General features: G+C 60.4%; 20 protein-coding genes. 6 read left to right on the top strand and 14 right to left on the bottom strand.

What is annotated here, in order from left to right:
* Positions 1 to 11: 11 nt before the first annotated feature.
* Together NKH67_RS11720 and NKH67_RS11715 are read right to left on the bottom strand one after the other, a co-directional pair.
* Positions 12 to 1,133 (bottom strand): carbohydrate ABC transporter permease, encoded by a 1,122-nt coding sequence (locus NKH67_RS11720; protein WP_031211226.1) that lies wholly within the window; start codon positions 1,131 to 1,133, stop codon positions 12 to 14.
* 128 nt (positions 1,134 to 1,261) lie between these two features.
* Positions 1,262 to 2,926: an ABC transporter substrate-binding protein gene (locus NKH67_RS11715; protein WP_023674663.1), complete on the bottom strand. Its 1,665-nt coding sequence runs from the start codon at positions 2,924 to 2,926 to the stop codon at positions 1,262 to 1,264.
* A 293-nt stretch (positions 2,927 to 3,219) separates the two neighbouring features.
* On the opposite strand from NKH67_RS11715, the gene NKH67_RS11710 reads away from it, so the two are divergent.
* From NKH67_RS11710 to rbsK, 3 genes are read left to right on the top strand one after another with little or no spacing between them, the layout of a single operon-like run.
* Complete coding sequence (locus NKH67_RS11710; protein WP_352449436.1) at positions 3,220 to 4,278, top strand: ABC transporter ATP-binding protein; 1,059 nt, start codon at positions 3,220 to 3,222, stop codon at positions 4,276 to 4,278.
* A 31-nt stretch (positions 4,279 to 4,309) separates the two neighbouring features.
* Positions 4,310 to 4,762: an RbsD/FucU family protein gene (locus NKH67_RS11705; RefSeq protein ID WP_352471958.1), complete on the top strand. Its 453-nt coding sequence runs from the start codon at positions 4,310 to 4,312 to the stop codon at positions 4,760 to 4,762.
* Positions 4,763 to 4,766: 4 nt separating this feature from the next.
* Positions 4,767 to 5,708 carry a ribokinase gene (gene rbsK, locus NKH67_RS11700; protein WP_352501556.1) on the top strand — a complete coding sequence of 314 codons (942 nt, stop codon included), beginning with the start codon at positions 4,767 to 4,769 and terminating at the stop codon, positions 5,706 to 5,708.
* 322 nt (positions 5,709 to 6,030) lie between these two features.
* On the opposite strand, the gene NKH67_RS11695 is transcribed toward rbsK, so the two are convergent.
* The 3 genes from NKH67_RS11695 to NKH67_RS11685 form a co-directional block, all read right to left on the bottom strand.
* On the bottom strand, positions 6,031 to 6,882 hold the full coding sequence (locus NKH67_RS11695) for a hypothetical protein (protein ID WP_353030950.1): 852 nt from the start codon (positions 6,880 to 6,882) through the stop codon (positions 6,031 to 6,033).
* Positions 6,883 to 7,120: 238 nt separating this feature from the next.
* Entirely contained in the window at positions 7,121 to 7,516 is a 396-nt protein-coding gene (locus tag NKH67_RS11690) for a type II toxin-antitoxin system PemK/MazF family toxin (RefSeq protein WP_353030948.1), read from the bottom strand.
* Positions 7,517 to 7,602: 86 nt separating this feature from the next.
* Positions 7,603 to 7,863: a hypothetical protein gene (locus tag NKH67_RS11685; protein WP_353030946.1), complete on the bottom strand. Its 261-nt coding sequence runs from the start codon at positions 7,861 to 7,863 to the stop codon at positions 7,603 to 7,605.
* Between the two features lie 93 nt (positions 7,864 to 7,956).
* Here NKH67_RS11685 and NKH67_RS11680 point away from each other — a divergent pair, with 93 nt between their 5' ends.
* Positions 7,957 to 8,148, top strand: coding sequence for a hypothetical protein (locus NKH67_RS11680; RefSeq protein ID WP_353030944.1), 192 nt, complete (start codon positions 7,957 to 7,959; stop codon positions 8,146 to 8,148).
* On the opposite strand, the gene NKH67_RS11675 is transcribed toward NKH67_RS11680, so the two are convergent.
* The 8 genes from NKH67_RS11675 to NKH67_RS11640 form a co-directional block, all read right to left on the bottom strand.
* Positions 8,149 to 9,045: an ATP-dependent DNA ligase gene (locus tag NKH67_RS11675; protein WP_353030942.1), complete on the bottom strand. Its 897-nt coding sequence runs from the start codon at positions 9,043 to 9,045 to the stop codon at positions 8,149 to 8,151.
* 442 nt (positions 9,046 to 9,487) lie between these two features.
* A complete protein-coding gene (locus tag NKH67_RS11670) occupies positions 9,488 to 9,814 on the bottom strand; it encodes a hypothetical protein (protein ID WP_353030940.1) in 327 nt (108 codons plus the stop codon).
* 666 nt (positions 9,815 to 10,480) lie between these two features.
* Positions 10,481 to 10,693: a hypothetical protein gene (locus NKH67_RS11665; protein ID WP_353030938.1), complete on the bottom strand. Its 213-nt coding sequence runs from the start codon at positions 10,691 to 10,693 to the stop codon at positions 10,481 to 10,483.
* Positions 10,694 to 10,742: 49 nt separating this feature from the next.
* Positions 10,743 to 11,237: a hypothetical protein gene (locus NKH67_RS11660; RefSeq protein WP_353030936.1), complete on the bottom strand. Its 495-nt coding sequence runs from the start codon at positions 11,235 to 11,237 to the stop codon at positions 10,743 to 10,745.
* Between the two features lie 211 nt (positions 11,238 to 11,448).
* The gene (locus NKH67_RS11655) at positions 11,449 to 11,763 is read right to left on the bottom strand and encodes a hypothetical protein (RefSeq protein WP_353030934.1); all 315 of its coding nucleotides are present in this window, start codon (positions 11,761 to 11,763) and stop codon (positions 11,449 to 11,451) included.
* A 106-nt stretch (positions 11,764 to 11,869) separates the two neighbouring features.
* Complete coding sequence (locus NKH67_RS11650) at positions 11,870 to 12,169, bottom strand: hypothetical protein (protein ID WP_353030932.1); 300 nt, start codon at positions 12,167 to 12,169, stop codon at positions 11,870 to 11,872.
* The gene (locus NKH67_RS11645; RefSeq protein ID WP_353030930.1) at positions 12,169 to 12,825 is read right to left on the bottom strand and encodes a hypothetical protein; all 657 of its coding nucleotides are present in this window, start codon (positions 12,823 to 12,825) and stop codon (positions 12,169 to 12,171) included. The genes NKH67_RS11650 and NKH67_RS11645 overlap by 1 nt, the downstream gene beginning before the upstream one ends.
* On the bottom strand, positions 12,825 to 13,820 hold the full coding sequence (locus NKH67_RS11640; RefSeq protein WP_353030928.1) for a glycoside hydrolase family 19 protein: 996 nt from the start codon (positions 13,818 to 13,820) through the stop codon (positions 12,825 to 12,827). The genes NKH67_RS11645 and NKH67_RS11640 overlap by 1 nt, the downstream gene beginning before the upstream one ends.
* Positions 13,821 to 13,930: 110 nt before the next feature.
* Between NKH67_RS11640 and NKH67_RS11635 the strand changes: the two genes are divergently transcribed.
* Both NKH67_RS11635 and NKH67_RS11630 read left to right on the top strand, forming a co-directional pair.
* Positions 13,931 to 14,098, top strand: coding sequence for a hypothetical protein (locus NKH67_RS11635; RefSeq protein WP_353030926.1), 168 nt, complete (start codon positions 13,931 to 13,933; stop codon positions 14,096 to 14,098).
* Positions 14,099 to 14,640: 542 nt separating this feature from the next.
* Complete coding sequence (locus tag NKH67_RS11630) at positions 14,641 to 16,362, top strand: asparagine synthetase B family protein (protein WP_353030924.1); 1,722 nt, start codon at positions 14,641 to 14,643, stop codon at positions 16,360 to 16,362.
* Here NKH67_RS11630 and NKH67_RS11625 read toward each other — a convergent pair.
* The gene (locus tag NKH67_RS11625) at positions 16,329 to 16,760 is read right to left on the bottom strand and encodes a hypothetical protein (protein ID WP_353030922.1); all 432 of its coding nucleotides are present in this window, start codon (positions 16,758 to 16,760) and stop codon (positions 16,329 to 16,331) included. The two genes, NKH67_RS11630 and NKH67_RS11625, sit on opposite strands and share 34 nt — an antisense overlap.
* Between the last annotated feature and the right edge of the window lie 14 nt (positions 16,761 to 16,774).

Below are 16,774 nucleotides of genomic sequence, written 5' to 3'. Positions count from 1 at the left end.
TGCCGGCCCGATCAGTTGACGTTGCGCACGAAGCGGCTGGCGAACTTCAGCAGCCAGGTCACGAACACGATGATGATGATCAAATAGGCCATCGCCAGCATCGTGCCGTAGCCGACGTTCGAACGGTCGCGATATTCGCGGTAGATGAAACTGGACACCGAATCGGTCGCGCCGCCCGGCCCGCCGGAGGTGACGGTGATGATGATGTCGGCGAGCTTCAGCTTGAAGATGATGCGCAGGATGACCGCTGTCACCGACACCGGCAGCATCAGCGGGAAGGTGACCTGCCAGAAAGTCTGCCAGGCAGTGGCGCCATCGACACGCGCCGCCTCGAGCACCTCGCGCGACATCGCCTGCAGGCCGGCGAGCAGCATGATCATCATGAACGGGATGAACGTCCACGCGTCGAGCACCATGATCGAGATGCGGGCGGTGATCGGGTTGGAGAAGAAGGCCGGGTTCTCCCAGCCGAGATGCCGCGCCAGCGTCGCGGCGGGCCCGAAGCGGTATTCCATCAGCGACTTGCCGATCATCCACGACACCGCCACCGGCGACAGCATCAACGGCATGAGAAACACGACGCGGAAGAATTTTCGTGCCCTAATCTGCGCGTTGAGCAGCAGCGCCAGGCCGAAGGCGATGACATATTCGACGAACACCGCCAGCACGTAGAGGACCATGTTGAACAGCGCGTTGCGATAATAGGCGTCGTTTAGCATCTGCCAGAAATTGTCGAGCCCGTTGAACTGCCGTCCGCTGAAGGAACTGAGGTTCCAGTCGGTCAGCGCGATGTAGAAGCCGAACAGCGTCGGGAAGATCACCATGGCAATGGTAAACAGCAGCGCCGGCAGCAGGAACAGCGCGCGCTGGCCGTCCTCGCCGCGCGTCAGCACCTGGCCGATGCCGAGCGCGACACCCCACAGCACATAGGCGTAGACCACCGGCCGCCAGGTCTCGAAGCCGATGGTGTCGACCTCGCTCTTGTAGAGGATTTGCAGCGCGATCACCGCCAGAAGGCCGAGCGTCGCAGCAGCCATCAGCGCCCAGCCAAGCCGTTTGCGGCTCCGCGGAATCAGGTCGGATGGCACGGCGCCTGCCGGCCATTCACTTGTCGACAAAGTCTGGTCAGCCAGGGTCCGGTCAGCCACGCGTCTTGCCTGTTCACAGGAGGCTCGATGACCGGCCGAGCCGATCGAGGCCGGGCCGGTCAAGCGGATGTCCGGCGGCTGTGCGCCGCCGGACCAGGTTTCACGATCTCAGCCTACATGCCGAGCGATGCCTTGTAGAGCTTGACCTGTTTGTCGCGGCCGATCTGGTCGGTCAGCTTCTCCCAGGCGGCTGCGATGGCGTCGGCGCCTTCCTGCGCCTTCATCTTGCCGGCAAAAGTGTTGGCCAAAATGTCCTCGGCGGCGCTGTAGTACTGGAAGATGCCGGGGATGCGCGGCTCGATCGCCGCGTTCGGATGGTTGTAGCTGTCGGCTTCCGACTTCAGATACGAGGTGATGAACGCCTCGTCGTAGCCCGCCGCCACCCATTCCGGAATGTTGAAATGCGAGTTGCGATAGGGCTGGAAACCCGACGGATAGGCCGCGCACCAGAGCGACAGGTCCTTGCCGCCGAGATGGGCAGCGGCAGACCATGCCGCCTTCTTCTTCTTTTCGTCGCTGTCGACGCGGGCCATGACATAAACGCCCCAGCCGAGATAGGCGCAGTTCGGCGCATGGTTCGGGCCGCTGGCGAGCTTGTCCCACTGGCCGGTCTTGGAGTTGTAGACATCGTCCGAGCCCGGCAGGATCGAGAAGCCGGTGATGTCGCCGACGACCGAGGAATCGTTGGTCTTGACGTTCGAACCGACGTCGCCCCACCAGGTGACCATCGAACCGGTGCCTGCCAGGAATTGCTGGAAGGCGGTGGTGTTCGGGTCGGCGTTGATCTGGTCGGCGGGTTCGGAGGGCAGGGCATCGATGACGTCCTGGATCGCCCGCACCCATGCCGGATTGTTGACGCGCGGCTTCATCGTGTCGGCATCGAACAGCCAGGCCTTGTCATCGGGATGCTTGGCGTAGGCGCTGGCGCGGCTGCCGAGGAAATAGAAGCCGAAACCGCCCCAGGGCTTGGGCGCATCGAGGTAGCCAAAGACATCCTGGCCCTTCACCTGCTTGCCCTTGAGGAATTTCGTCACCGCCTGCACCTGCTGCCAGGTCTTCGGCACGCCCCATTCGCCTTCTCCGCCGCCGTCCTTCCAGGCCTTGGCGAGGTCGGCATCGGCAAACACGTCGGTGCGGTAGTTGAAATTATGTGCGTCGCCGTCAACGGTCACGCGATATTGCTTGCCGTCCCAGGTGCCCACCGGCGGCTGCAGATAGGCCACGACATCCTTCATGTCGATCTGGTCCTTGACCCAGTCCGGCATCTCGGAGGTGAGACCCTTGCCGCAGACGTCGCCTTCGAACGGTGCCCCCATTTCGATGATGTCGAAATCGACGGTGCCGGTCGCGATCGACTGCTGCAGGCGGGCGTTGTAGTCAGCCTGCGCCAGGTCGATCCAGTTGATCTTGGCGCCGGTATAGGTCTCCCACGGCTTCAGGAAGCCGCGAAACAGCACATTGTGCAGGTTCTGGTTGTTGAGGCCCATGAAGGTGAGTTCGACACCGGCGAATTCGCCTTCCTTGACATTGGCCTTGGTGGCGCCAAGGCAAAGCTCGCCGACCTGCTGGAAGTCGGCATCGGTCGGCTGACCCTTGCCGACACCCGGAATCTGCAGGATCTGCGCACGCAGGTCGTCGGCGGCCGCAGCCGTGCGCGTCAGCGCACCAAGCCCGGCGCTTGAGGCCGCCGCGAGGGCGGCCATGCTGGCCGCTCCCTTCAGCACGTCGCGGCGGGTGGCCCCGGCGCGGACAAGTTGGTTATAAAGGCTGACTTTCATTTCGTTCCTCCCAGAAGGTCAATTGTGCATTGGTTCAGATGGTGGAGCGCCGATTATGTTCCCCAACGACAGCGACTCCGGTAAATAGCGGCCCGAATTCTCCCTCCCGCGACGCTTGGCATTCAGTGCCGGACAAGCGTACCGGTGCGCCCGGAACAGGGTCATAAGCCGGACACTGTCACTATTCGCACAACGAAGTGCGGTGTCAACGTGAATGGGTTTTTTATCTATAAGAGACTGACTTGCCCTAGCCGTTTGCGTTGTTTAGCTTCACGGCAACTGAAGGGGGAATGATGGCTCAAGTCGCGATCCGCAATGTGGCCAAGGCGTTCGGAACCGTCAAGGTTCTGCACGATGTCAGCGTCGACATCGCCGACGGGCAGTTCGTGGTGCTGGTCGGGCCTTCCGGCTGCGGCAAGTCCACGCTGCTGAGGATGGTGGCCGGGCTGGAGACGGTCTCCGGCGGCACCATCGCCATCGGCGAGCGCATCGTCAACCATCTGCCGCCGGCCAAGCGCGACATCGCCATGGTGTTCCAGAACTACGCGCTCTATCCGCACAAGACGGTCGAGCAGAACATGGCCTTTGCTCTCAAGCTGCGCAAAACCGACCCGGCGGTGGTCACTGAGCGGGTCAAGCGCGCCGCCGACATCCTCGACCTCAATCCCTACCTCAAGCGCTATCCGCGCCAGCTCTCTGGCGGCCAGCGCCAGCGCGTCGCCATGGGCCGCGCCATCGTGCGCAACCCGCAGGTGTTCCTCTTCGACGAGCCGCTCTCCAATCTCGACGCCAAGCTGCGTGTCCAGATGCGCACCGAGATCAAGGAACTGCACCAGCGGCTGAAGACCACCACCATCTACGTCACCCACGACCAGATCGAGGCGATGACCATGGCCGACAAGATCGTGGTGATGCGCGACGGTCGCATCGAACAGGTCGGCGCGCCGCTGGAATTATTCGACCGGCCGGCCAACCTGTTTGTCGCCGGCTTCATCGGCTCACCCTCGATGAACCTGCTCAAGGGCGTCGTGCGCAAGGGCGACAAGCCTGTCGTCGAGATCGCCGGGACGCCGTTCCCGATTGCGGCGACCAGTGCCGTCGAGGATGGCCGTAATGTCGTCTACGGCGTGCGGCCCGAGCATCTCGAAATCCATCCCGATGGTGTTCCGGCGAAGATTTCGGTGGTCGAGCCGACCGGTTCCGAGACTTTGGTGTTCCTGCGCTTCGGCGAGGGCGAGATGGTGGCGCTGTTCCGTGAGCGCCACGACTTCAAGCCGGGCGACACACTGCACCTGAAACCGCGGCTCGACCAGGTGCATCTCTTCGACGCAGAGACCGGCAAGCGTCTCTGATTTCGCCCCAGCAAACTTCGCGAGGAATACCATGCTCAAAGGAATCAATCCGCTGCTCAATGCCGATGTGCTGCAGGCGCTGCGGGCGATGGGCCACGGTGACGATCTGATTATCGCCGACACCAATTTCCCGTCCGATTCGGTGGCGCGCCAGACCGTGCTTGGCCGGCTGCTGCGCATCGATGCGTCGGCGGCCGACGTGGTCAAGGCGGTACTGTCGCTCTATCCGCTGGACACCTTCGTCGACGATGCCGCCGCGCGCATGGAGATCGTCGGCAAGCCGGACGACATTCCCGCCGTGCAGAAGGAAGTGCAAAAAGAGATCGATGCCGCCGAGGGCAAGGCCTGGCCGATGATCTCGGTCGAGCGCTACGCCTTCTACGAACGCGCCAAGAAGGCCTATTGCGTCATCCAGACCGGCGAGCGCCGCTTCTATGGCTGTTTTGCGTTCCGCAAGGGCGTCGTGCCACCGGATGCGGAGTAGCGGGATGCCGGCGAATCCGATCGTCATGAAGCCGGTTGTCATATTGGGCGTCTTCGTCGCCGATACGGCCTACCGCGCCGCCCGCCAGCCGCGCATGGGCGAGACGATCCTGGGCACGTCCTTCACGCTCGGCCCCGGCGGCAAGGGCTCGAACCAGGCGGTGGCGGCCGGCCGGCTCGGCGCCGACGTCACCTTCCTTACCCGCCTCGGCGTCGACCCCTTTGCCGATATGGCGAGACAGACCTGGTCGCACGCCGGCGTGAAGAGCGCCGTCATCGACACACCGGAAAGCTACACCGGTGCCGCCTATATCTTCATCGAGGAGACGAGCGGCAACAACGCGATCATCGTCAGTCCGGGTGCGGCGATGCTGATCTCGCCCGCCGATATCGAGGCAAATGCCGGCCTCATCCGCGCGGCCGGCGTTTTCGTCACCCAGCTCGAACAGCCGATCGAGGCGGCGCTGCGGGCGCTGGAGATCGCGCGCGGGGCAGGGGTGACCACCATCCTCAACCCGGCGCCCGCGGCCAGGCTTCCGGACCGCATCTACACGCTTTGCGACTATGTCACGCCGAACGAAACCGAGGCCGAGGAACTGACCGGCATCAAGGTGTCCTCGATCGACGACGCCCGCCGTGCCGCCGACAGCCTGCTTGAGAAGGGCGTTGGGGCAGTCATCGTGACGCTTGGCGAAAACGGTGCGCTGCTGCACACGGCCGACCGTTCCGAGCATGTCGCAGCGGTCGCCGCCGGCCCGGTGGTCGAGACCACAGGCGCGGGCGACGCCTTCAACGGCGGCCTGGCTGCCGCGCTGTCGAGGGGGATCGAACCTCTGGAAGCGGTGCGCTTCGCCTGCGCCGTCGCCGGCATCTCGGTGACGCGCCCAGGCACCGCGCCGTCCATGCCGACGCTGCAGGAAGTCGAGGCGCTGCTCGCCAAGAGGTGAGACCGTATGGATTACATCATGAACGACGACGGTTTTTGACAAATCAACGTCGACATTTCTCCGACACCAGGGGACGTGACCCCAAAGGAGAAATGGCGCGAGTGACGGGGCTCGAACCCGCGACCTCCGGCGTGACAGGCCGAATAGAAGCCCTTTCCAAACAGCGACTTCAGAGTTTTCCACAGGTTTCTAGTGGCTGTGGACAAACCGGGAAACTTTGAACTGCGGTCGCATAGGCCGGCCAGGGAACCAGGATGGCCTTGGCCGCTCCAGGCCAAAAAGGATGCATGGCCGGAGGGCTGAGACCTGCACCCGTGTCGGATCACTTCCCCTCGAATTCAGACGCAAAAATTTTGACTGCGTCATCGACCAAATTCGCGCCCTTCACAAATGCACTGAGAACCGATGCGCCCTCGAGCTTTGTCCCTACTGGAAAGACCGCGTCAACGGTCGAGTCTGGTTGCTGTTGGCCTTCAGCCGCGGACCATCCGACTGTTTGAAAAGCGGGGTTTGCCTTGCCGAATCCAGAGATGCGGGCACCCTCGATCGAGAGGCCAGGCATTGCGGTGGTGTGCACGTCGGCGAATATTACCGTGGGCGTGATGAGCCTGTGTTTGTCGATGTTGTCCATCGTGATAAGGCGCCAAAGGAAGTCACCGAACTCGCCTTCACCTCCGTTCCAAGGCTGGATGCGGTCCATGACGATCTCCTTCAGGCCCTGGTATCGAAGTTGAACATTATAGAGCGCTTGGGCGCGGCGTTGCTTATTAGCATCATCCTTGAAAGATTTCTCAACATCACCGCGTGTCCCACCGAATGGGAACAAAATGCTATCGTCTGGGAGCGAAGCCTTCCTGGCAAGGGCGCTTACTAGATAATCCAAGCCGCTGCGGAGGCAGCGGAGGCAGTCGCTTATGGGAAGAATAAACTCGGCTGGTGGGACAAGGAGATTCTGATAGAGACTGTGCGTTTGGCTGGATGCGTCGTAGTCTATCCTAGCCATGTCGGTTGTTTCACGTATCCAAATTTCCCAAATCTGGCTCGCCTCATAGGCAAAGCAATGTGCCCTGTACACCTTCAAGCGTGAATCGTTGAAGATCGATGACGGGACGAGAACCGGCAGTTGCGGATTAGGCACAACCAGAGACGATGAGCGGCATTTCTTATCAGTCATTTGACAGCTTCCCTTAATGCCACGAAATCCGACGCCGCCTAATCCACTGACAACACTGGCAGAAAGCTTGTAAAAGAAAGAGAGGGCCAGGTGGCCACGAAAACAAAAAGGCCCTAACGACCAGTCGCTAAGGCCCTTTTGTTTCGGGAGCGAAGGCATTGCAGCACCAGTGGCAGCTAGCATACGCTCCTTAACGTCCCCGAAGGGATAGAAAAGTAATATGGGGTGTTTCTGAGCTTTACGCAATGCCGATCGCGTGGCGAAGTCCGACCGCTATGCGCTCCACGTCTTCAGGCGTCAGGTCTTCAAAGAGGTCCTTGCCTTTTGCGCGGACCGGGGTGAGCCGGGCGTGTGAAACGCTCGATAGCGCGTCGCAATAAGCCCAGGTCTCTTCTGTGAGGCTCGCATACACGTTGGCGGCGAACGGTACATAGCAGGGTCTGTTCGCAACTGGTGCTGCCGATGAGAAGGGGACGACGAGACACCGTCCGGGCCCAGCTCCATGGCGTCTGTTGTAAGAGCGGGGAGATACCACTACCACCCGACGTTCCTTCGCCATTTCAGGCGGCACACAGGCCATGTCGAAGTCGCAAATCAAAATCCGCCCTCGCGGCGGGACAAAGTAGATAGGCATTCGATAGCTCCCCGGTCGCGCCCTTTGAAGCCTTCTATAAACCGTGTTGCCGTCTACGACAAAAGCCGCCAGGCGCGGCCTTTTCATCATCGCACCACCCTTGCTGCCGCCGTGCCGGCGTTGCTTGGCATGGTGATGCCGACGGCGACCCGGCGTGAGCCGCATTTCGGGCAGCGCAGCCGGCCGGACAGCATGGCCAGCGGGAAGTCGCGGCCGCGCGTCCACAGCATGGTGTAGACGTCCAGCTCGTAGCGGTTGCCGCACTCGCGGACGGTCTTCAGCCCCTCGCGATTACCCCAAACGCAGCGCACAGTCAGCCTTACGCCGTGGTTCCAGGCATCACCCAACGTCTCGATTTCCATGAGAACGGAATAAGAACAAATTCCTGCTCCCGGTCAAGCCGTCTTGACGACCGTCGGGCGCGCGCCAGTATCCTAACGATGGATGAGAATTACATCTACGGGGAAAGAACCGGCCTGCAGCTCGTTCGCATGGCGATCGAACTCACTTGTCCAGCCGGCGTTCTGCTGAGCGAGGAAGCCGTGAATTGCCTCTACGGCCCGTTGCCGGTGCACGAGGGTGAAGCGCTTGCAAAGGCGATTATTGAGACGGTCGAGCGATTGACCCGGTAGCTAGCCCTCGTCATCGAAGCCCAGCAGCGAAGCGTGGCGTATAAATTTGTGCTCGCCCCGAAGGTGCTTGATCCGCAGCTTCACGCCTGGCCCAACCCACTGCGTTGCCGGTCGCTTCTTGACACCCTCCGGAGGTGGCCCGGCATGTTCCTGGACCCGCCTCCAGAGCCGTTCTTTCATGTCGCGTCCCAAGCTGATGAAGGCTGACCCGACATACTTTCCGGTACCCGGCTCGGCCAGCAGGGCAAACGCCGCTTTACCAGGTTCGCGCTCGACGCCCAGCAGTTCGTACTCCTGGACCGTGAAGCTCTTCGTCTTCAGCCAATTCGATGTCGGGCCGCTTCGATACGGGCTGTCGGCGCGCTTCGACACGATCCCCTCGATCCCGGCCTGGTCGACGAGGTAGAAGATCGCCTTTGGGTCACCTGGAAGCGCCTCGCTGAACTGGATCCTGCTGTCAGGCTTGATGATGCTGTAGAGCATTTCGCGGCGCGCTTTGCAGCCGATGTCGCGCAGATCGTGGCCGTTCAGATGCAGAATGTCGAAGGCGCCGAGGATCATCGCGTAAGGATCGCTGTGGACGGCCTTCTGCAGCGCGTCGAAGTCTGGCAGCCCGGCCTTGTTGGTGACCACCGCCTCGCCCTCGAAGATCGCGTTTTCGACGTCGAGCTCGCGCGCGGCTTCAATGAGGCCGGTATATTTGCTGGTCCAGTCCGCTCCGCTCTTGGTGAAGGCGCGGATATCATCGGGGCTGTTGATGACGATCTGGGTGCGGTAGCCGTCGAGCTTGACCTCGTGAATCCAGTGTTCACCCTCGGGTGGCTTTGAAACCAGCTTGGGCTCCATCGGCGGAATGAACTCGAGGCGGCCGGCGCCGGTACTTACAATTTTACGCACTCAATGAATTGTAGGTACAAAGCTTATATTAGCCAGAGTGAACGGAACGTGATTCGCATGGCTGCCGCAACGAACGGTAGTTCCCTGAATTATGTGCAATGCACAGACATGATGCGACATTATGGGCAAAGACTGTGATACGGCAATCGTTGACGACTAAGCCTTTTCTACACAACAGAAGGATGCATGATGCCTTGGATTACCGCGACCTGCCCGATCTCGAAACACCCTGCAACTCTGATGTTGGAGACCGTTGACGATGTAAGGACGTTTCGCTGCCCGGCATGCGGTGAGTTTCACATCACAACGGCTGCGCTTGTTAAATTTGCAGCACTGTCCGTAGAAGAGAAGTTAGAGCGCTTCGTTTACGCAAAGTCGCTAGCAAGCGACAAGCACGCTGTTACCGTCGCGATTTAATGTAAAAAAGCTGCCGCACTCGAAACTAGTTCAGCGCCGGCGGCTTGCCAGGTCTGAAACCCTTCAGCGCCGCGGCGATGCCCATCATCACCGACTGGTCGGGATGGTCGAGCACGCGCAGCGTACCCGGTTCGTCGCCGCCGACGCCGCAGATCGGCAGCACATGGTAGTCGCCTTCGAAGGGCAGCGCGTCACCATTGGCGAAAAACTCGAACTCGGGAAAGCAGCCCTTCAGAAATGCCTCGACCCCGCGCAAGGCGGCTTCGGACCGAGCCCCTGACGGCGGTAGGATGATGAAGCTGTCGACCTGGTCGCCGGCAGGCATGCCGGAGATATCGATGGCGGAATGCATGAGATCCCCCGACTGGATGTTCTCATTCCGTTCATGATCGGGCGGCCGTGTCAACCCGGCCCCAAAAACGCAAAAAGCCCGCCGCGCTGTTCGCGCACGGCGGGCATCAAGCGCTGACACCAAGCTTAGGGACTTCGGGGGTCTGGGCTTGCCTGGCGCCAGATCGTGGGGGAGAAGTTAGGCGAATCAGCTATAACGTGTCCACCAACCGACGGTGGAAGAAGGCTACTGTGGAGCCGTGGGACTCGCTACCCAGAGAAGCAATACAACTCCGATCGCATAGGGAACCAGCACAACCGCCAGCGCCACCCAAAAGCCTGGATCCGCCAACGCCGCCATTTCACTGCGAAGCTGTTCCATCGCGTGTTTCCGACGTGGGTTTGTTTTCAGCCTTCAGCCGCTGCTCCCGGAGCCGAGCCGTCTTTGCGTCTCGGGCCGACCGCTCCACCTCGATTAATGACCGTGCAGCATCTGTCGTGCGCTGCTCTCTGTCGTCCCTTCGTGTCCAAATGGGCAAGCGGCGCTCTCCTCTGTGCATGCCGCGACATGGCGGCACGGTGCTGCTTGATCAAACCATGGTCGCAGGCGAGTGTTCCACCAACACAGCAAAAAAGCCCGCCGCACCTTTCGGTACGGCGGGCGATGTTGCTGGCGTCGGGAGAATGATCAGCGGGACGCGGCGGCCTTCGCGGCTTCGATCTCCTCGGGCGTGGCTTGGCGCTCGAACACTTCGAACACCGAGGGGCCGCCGTTGTTGTGCGGAAGGCCGAAAGACTTCTCGACCATCGAGCCGGGGCCGACAGTGCCCGCTTCGACGCCGTTGATCTTGATGGTCGACACGTAGTTGCCGTTGGTGTTCACCTTGATGGTGGTGGTCATGTGTGCGGGTGTTCCCTTTTGGCATTGCCCGGAACCGCCGGGCGCGGATCTAGTAGCTGCTGACGGATGCTCCGATCAGAAAGCCGGCCACGAGCGAGGCGGTTGCGACGGCCGCCACCAAGGCCCAGACCGTCTTTTTCCGGATGCCCTCGCTCCTGACGCCGGGTGCTGCGATGAACAGCAAACCGGCCAGCACATAGCAGTAGGGCCAGAAGCCTGGTATTGCCGATTCCTGCCATGATTGCGGCTGGCCTGCCCAATTGTAGAGGATCACATAGGTGCGCTGGACCATCACCACGGACCAGAGCAGGAACGTGCCAAGGATCAGCATCCATTCCCCACCGGCGACATTCTCTCTCGCCGCCCTGTAGGCCGATGGTCCCCAAGTCATGGCGATGATGAGCGACACGCCGAAGGAAAGCGAGTTGACGACGTCCCTCAGAAGATGATGGTCCACGACGATGGATAGAGCCCAGTATAGGATGATGGCAACGACAGACCCGGCAACCACTCTGTTGGGGGAAAACTCCGGTCCGTGGATCATTGGTCGTCTCCTGAGACTATGCTGAGAACTCTTCCCGCAAGGTCCCTGCGAACCTCCCAGCTCTTCCGGCGCAGATCGATCGCGCTAACGATCAGTTTGGAGGTAGCCGCCTTCACCTCCCGCTCTTTTTCCGCAGGCCGCTCGGCCGAGGGCACTTCGTTGTGTGTCACGGGGCCGACCCGATCGAGCCAGAACAGCTTCCTGAGTGAAGTCATCTGGAATCCCTTCCTCTGACTGTCATGGCGAAGGCGTCCATCGTGGATTGAAACGACTTGGCCAGGTCGAAGCCGACGCGCGCCTCCTTGAGCCGGTCCTCCTGAAGTTCATTGATGAGGGAGTCTTTGGCCGCGAGCTCCACCTTGTGAGCGGCTCGAACATCCCGGAGCTCGGCGCGCAGCATGAGGATGAAGTAGACGAGCGCCAGGCAGATGGCGCCGAGAAGGCCCTGGGAAAGAAAGATCGAACCTACGTCTTCTAGCGGGATCGGGACCGGACCCGAAGCTGCCAATGCGATGTCGCCTGTCATGCTGTCTTATTCCCAGCACTTACGGCGCTGGCCGTTCCGGTCGTTGCCGAGCACCCGCTCGTAGCCGGGTCGGTCTACGCCGATCAGCGCCACTGTCCCAGCCGGGCTAAGGCTGTTCTTCAGGAACCCCGCGCAGCTGCTCGCAGGCGTCGACTGGCATGCCACTCCCGCGCAGGCCAGAAACGCAAAGATCATAGTCAGACATACCAGCGAGCTTCGCATTGTCGCCTTTCCTTTCGAGTTCAGCTTTGACGTCCGCCGCGGCGACTTCGGCGACGCGGCGGTTGTAACCTTGCGTGTCGCCCTTCCAGTGCCCGATCGAATAGGCGATGGGCACCGCTCCGATGAGCGCGCCGAGGGCGATCAGTTTCCAGTTCTTAAGTGCAACGGCGAGGAGCTCGAGCATCAGCAATCCCTCAGAACGCCGTGATGCAGAAAGCCGTGAAAGCCAGTTATGGCGATCGAACCGGCGCCTGCAGCGCAGGTATTCCCGTTCTTGTCGACATGCAGCGTGCCATCCTCGGGACGGCCATGGCGGACCCAGCAGAAGTGCTCCCTTTCGTCAGGCATCGTGCAGTTGCTGGCGCGGTTATCGATATGCCAGTCGTGATTGCCGGGGCACTTGACCACGAGGGACCGATAATCGGGACCAATCATATAGCCGGAGCCGGTCGGACCCTCCTTGCGACGCTCGGAAATCCACCATGCATCCCAGCAGGCACCGACGGGCGCCTTGTCGAGCGTCGAGCGCTGGCCTGTCGCCTGGCAGATGTAGATCTGCTTGCCGAAAAGCTGATGTGGATCATTGTCACCGAACAGCCGGCCGCAGGCCTCGCAGGATTTCGGCCAACGAGGGTCATCTTCTGGAGGTTTCCGATCGTCTCGGTCACCCGTGATATAGCCGTCCTTCGTGTACAGGATATCGGCTTCACCAAGTTCGAACATGGCGTTGCAGTAGCTGCCCGTCCCCGAGCATTTGTGCTGGTCGCTCGATGTATACCGGCGAAGCCATTGCCGCTTGCGATCGGTCGGCTCCCACCACGATATCTTGTACTCGCTCATCAGAGTGAGCCCTGGGCGTTGATGGTCTCGACCTTCGCAGCCTGGGCGCTCTTCATGCGGTCACGGCGGATGATGAGAAAGGCCGCGAAGGCGGCGACAACCACAATCAGCGTGATGGCGACGATCGGCGCGGCGCCACTCAGGAACGTGCCCACGCCAGTAGCAACAGGCGCTGCGGCCGGGATCAGCACCTCAGGCGATTGCCAGGCGGGCTTCTCCAGTTCCTTCACAGGCACCGCCACCGGCTCCACAGTGGTCACCGGTGCCGCCTTGACCTCGGGTGCCCGCTCGGGCTTTGCAGTCAGCTTGACCAGGCGGGCATGCAGAGCGGCGCGCGTCTGTGGGCCGGGATCGCCGTCGACCTTGCCCTTGTAGTCGCCGGTCTTCTGCGCGTTGGTCTGGAAACGCTCATACTCAGTCGGTCCGTAGTCCAGCATCACCAGCGCGGCGCGATCGTAATATTCGAGGCGATCGGCATAGCCATTGAGGCCGCCGTTCACGCGCTTGGTTATCATCTCGGCGTTGTTTTGGTCGGCATAGGCGTTGAGCGACTTGCCGGTCGGATTGCCGACGTCCCAATACCAGATCGCCGATGCACCTTCCCAAGGATCGGTGTTGACCAGCTCCGGATGCGCCACGCAGTCGGGGGCGGACGCGTCGAGCTTGCGCGCCCATTTGGTGAAAGCAGCGTAGTTCTTCCTGCCTGTGAGCTGCATTGGGCCACGACCTTTGAACCTCTTGCCGTCGCCCCTGACCGTGTTGCCGAGATCCTTTCGGCCTTCGTATGCGGCGCCCGAGGCGATCTCCTGATCGTATTTGAACGACCCGCTCTCATGCATGATCTGCGATAGAAAGTGAGCCAGGCGATGCGGCTGATCGAGGCCCGTGGCGGCGCCAAAGCAATCGAGCGCGATCAGGACCGAATTCATGTTCGCAGCATTCGGCGTGCCCTTGCTGATTTTGCGCAGCAAGGCGGCCGTCAGGATAGACGACATAGCAGTTCCTTTCCGCCCTCACGGGCAGTTGAATGAAGGCTGGGTTGTTAGAATTGACTTGCCGGTCGGCTAAGCGCTTAGGTTGCGCTGCAAAATCTGGCGGAAATCAAATGGCATTTCGTATCAAGCTGCCTGGCGGCACGCTGAAGGTGAAGACCTATCGCGAATTGCGGAGCCGCGAGCGCGACCGGCGCGTGCCGGTGTTAAAATTGGGCTCGATATACCTGATCTGGTGGTCGAATAAGCATCACCAGGACAGCACCCCGGGGACCAGTTGAGATTTTCAGGGGTTTGAACTATTCACGACCGGCGGGTGCGGCCGATGGCTGGTCCAAGTGGGTCCGTCACAGACCGCTTGGTCGCTCGACGGCTTTGTAACCCCCGAGCCACCCGCACCAGTCGGCGCACCAATCACCAGCAGATCGATCCGATATCTAGGGCATTTTTCGCCCTCGCGGGGCAGGTTGTACGCTTCGGATTTTGGGGCGTGCCGGCAAAGCGCTTCAAATGACCCACATCCCAAGCGGCCTGACCAGCGAGTTTCTGCTCAATAATTTAGCGGCCGATGCCCAAGTAATAGGCGATTGAATTTGACTTTGCCCGTTATTGGTGCATTTTATGTCCTTGGGCATTGGGGATCATTTACATGCAAAGTTTGACGCGGCTTCGGGCCGCCGTTTCATCTGGCTTGGCGCCGGATAACCGGCTGGCGCCCTAACAGTCTGCTGTGCTTGGCGGCACGCTGAAAATAAAAACCTCTGGTCTGGTGGTCGAACGGGCGACGACCTTTCTAGCGTCCTGTGTTCTCGGGGGGGTATAGTTGGCAAAGTTTCTGATTGCTTTTGGCCGGAAGGAGACACCTCTTTCCCAAAATGATCTGCGGCGCGCTTTTCAGCCTGAATGTGCTGCCCTTGGCATCAAGAAGCCGGATACACATGTCTGCGGCCACGTAAGCACTGCGATGCTAGGGGGCGATGAACTCGTTGGCCACGAAGACCGCGCCTTCTGTTTTGGCATTCTGCTGCGGGACCAAAAGGAGTGGGCAAAAGTCGGCAGCAACACACCTGAAGGTGCTTACGCTCTGGTCCGATACGACGATGAAACCATCGAGCTTGTGACCGACATGGTCGCAAGCCGCGCGATTTGGTATGCGGTGACAGATGACAAGTTTATAGTCTCCACATCGCAGTTTGCCGTCATTCGATCGCTGCCTGACTTGCAGTTCGATCAAACAACCCTTGCCTGGTACCTGGCCGCAGGGACCCTAGGCCCATATCGATCTTGGGATGCTCGCGTTCAAATGCTCAAGCCAGATTCGGTTCTGAGGTTTGACCGCCACGCCTGGCGGCACACAGTCCAAACCGGCAACGTCGAGTTTTGCGAGGCCCGATCGTCCGAAGCTGCAACCACCAAAGACTTGGAGGGAACCATCGACGCGTCGTTCTCCCAGGTACGGCTAGACGAGAAGTCTTGGCACATCTCCTTGTCAGGTGGTTACGATAGTCGATTGAACTTGCTGAAGATTGGCCCCACCAAGCTGCAGTGTTTCAGCCATGGTCGTCGCGACGCATTATCCGATCCGGTTGGCGACGCTGCCGTCGCAAAGTCTATAGCCATTGCAGTGGGTGCAAAGTTTGAGTTCCTGCCCTTCGATCTGTCGGACTACTCACCGAGCGTGCTGCTCACCAGTTTGCTCCACGCTTCAGATGGGCGCGTCTCCAATTTCACGGGCGTCCTGGACAATCTCGACAGCTTCCGAAAATTGTCTGCCGAAGGCGTGAGAGGCATCGTTAGGGGTGACGAATGTTTTGGATGGTTAGAAACCACCACTGAGGAGGACGTGCGCCGCGGTGTCGGGCTTGCGCTGCTCTCGGACTTCTACGCTCCTGCTCAAATCGCAGAGTGGGGTCTTACCTGCCCAGAACTTCCTGTCGAATGGCAACGCAGGCCAGCCGAAAGCCGGGAGAATTGGCGAGATCGCCTTTATCAGGGCTACCGACTGCCGCTTGTCCTCGCCCCTTTGTCCGACATAGTTCTCAACTTCATGGAGGTCGCCAATCCACTATTGACCCATCCGATCATTCGCATGGTCAGGCGGCTTCCTCCGAACCTGCGCACCGCGAAGAAGTCAATCAAGCACATCAGCCTCAAGCTAAAACCGAGGATACCTTACGCAACGAACGGTTCCTTGCCGCCGTATTCTGAATACTGGTCGCAGGGGTTTCTGATCGAATTGGCCGCTGCCTTGTCAAATCCGGCTGCGAAAAAAGTTTTCAACAACAGCTTCATTGAGCATGTGCTCACCTTGATCCCGTTACATGCCGCCGAGCGTACAAACAGCAGGCGTCGATGGGGGAAGTTGGCCTCACGCTTTTTACCCAAATCTCTCCGGAGCGTCCTCAGATTGACGGTGGCGCGGCCGAAGCTTGGTCGTGAACTAGCACTCAATGCCTACATGGCCTTACGTGTGTATGAATTATTGACGGCGGAACCGGTGGCCGGCGCCTCTCATTCGTCATCATTCTCGGCAGCCGCCAGCTGATCGTCGCTCGGCATGCTATCCAAGGCCGCGAAGACTTCTGATGCGGTGCCGAAAGCGCGTGTGAAGCGACTGCCGTCGGATCCGGTAAGCCTGCCATCCGCACCGATTATGATCGATCGGCCTCCCGCGTCGGTCCATTTCATACTCAAGTCGTTGTCGAGCACTCGTGACCAGCCAGCCGGGCCGAACAAGGCGTCACCTTGCTCGATCGAGATCCGGTAGCGCCGATCCTCGTCGTTTTCAGGCCGCGCCAACGTGCCGACGACCTTGGCCACTGATACGCCCTGGTCTGCTGCGAACTTTTCGATCGCTTTCGCAACATGATGCGCCTCCTCGCCGAAGCTGGTGTCGGAGAATTTGGCGATTACGGCTGAAAGGGTGTGTCTGGCAATTTTCATGGTCCGTTTCCCTC

Origin of the sequence: Mesorhizobium sp. M0968 (genome assembly GCF_040319065.1) — a bacterium.
Taxonomy (GTDB): Bacteria; Pseudomonadota; Alphaproteobacteria; order Rhizobiales; family Rhizobiaceae; genus Mesorhizobium.
This window is presented reverse-complemented; position numbering and strand designations above follow the sequence as displayed.

What these genes read in the sequence shown, in the direction of transcription:
- NKH67_RS11715 (WP_023674663.1), bottom strand. Translation starts at nt 2,926, where the DNA reads ATGAAAGTCAGCCTTTATAACCAACTTGTCCGCGCCGGGGCCACCCGC.
- NKH67_RS11710 (WP_352449436.1), top strand. Translation starts at nt 3,220, where the DNA reads ATGGCTCAAGTCGCGATCCGCAATGTGGCCAAGGCGTTCGGAACCGTC.
- NKH67_RS11705 (WP_352471958.1), top strand. Translation starts at nt 4,310, where the DNA reads ATGCTCAAAGGAATCAATCCGCTGCTCAATGCCGATGTGCTGCAGGCG.
- rbsK (WP_352501556.1), top strand. Translation starts at nt 4,767, where the DNA reads ATGCCGGCGAATCCGATCGTCATGAAGCCGGTTGTCATATTGGGCGTC.
- NKH67_RS11695 (WP_353030950.1), bottom strand. Translation starts at nt 6,882, where the DNA reads ATGACTGATAAGAAATGCCGCTCATCGTCTCTGGTTGTGCCTAATCCG.
- NKH67_RS11690 (WP_353030948.1), bottom strand. Translation starts at nt 7,516, where the DNA reads ATGCCTATCTACTTTGTCCCGCCGCGAGGGCGGATTTTGATTTGCGAC.
- NKH67_RS11680 (WP_353030944.1), top strand. Translation starts at nt 7,957, where the DNA reads ATGGATGAGAATTACATCTACGGGGAAAGAACCGGCCTGCAGCTCGTT.
- NKH67_RS11670 (WP_353030940.1), bottom strand. Translation starts at nt 9,814, where the DNA reads ATGCATTCCGCCATCGATATCTCCGGCATGCCTGCCGGCGACCAGGTC.
- NKH67_RS11665 (WP_353030938.1), bottom strand. Translation starts at nt 10,693, where the DNA reads ATGACCACCACCATCAAGGTGAACACCAACGGCAACTACGTGTCGACC.
- NKH67_RS11660 (WP_353030936.1), bottom strand. Translation starts at nt 11,237, where the DNA reads ATGATCCACGGACCGGAGTTTTCCCCCAACAGAGTGGTTGCCGGGTCT.
- NKH67_RS11655 (WP_353030934.1), bottom strand. Translation starts at nt 11,763, where the DNA reads ATGACAGGCGACATCGCATTGGCAGCTTCGGGTCCGGTCCCGATCCCG.
- NKH67_RS11650 (WP_353030932.1), bottom strand. Translation starts at nt 12,169, where the DNA reads ATGCTCGAGCTCCTCGCCGTTGCACTTAAGAACTGGAAACTGATCGCC.
- NKH67_RS11645 (WP_353030930.1), bottom strand. Translation starts at nt 12,825, where the DNA reads ATGAGCGAGTACAAGATATCGTGGTGGGAGCCGACCGATCGCAAGCGG.
- NKH67_RS11640 (WP_353030928.1), bottom strand. Translation starts at nt 13,820, where the DNA reads ATGTCGTCTATCCTGACGGCCGCCTTGCTGCGCAAAATCAGCAAGGGC.
- NKH67_RS11635 (WP_353030926.1), top strand. Translation starts at nt 13,931, where the DNA reads ATGGCATTTCGTATCAAGCTGCCTGGCGGCACGCTGAAGGTGAAGACC.
- NKH67_RS11625 (WP_353030922.1), bottom strand. Translation starts at nt 16,760, where the DNA reads ATGAAAATTGCCAGACACACCCTTTCAGCCGTAATCGCCAAATTCTCC.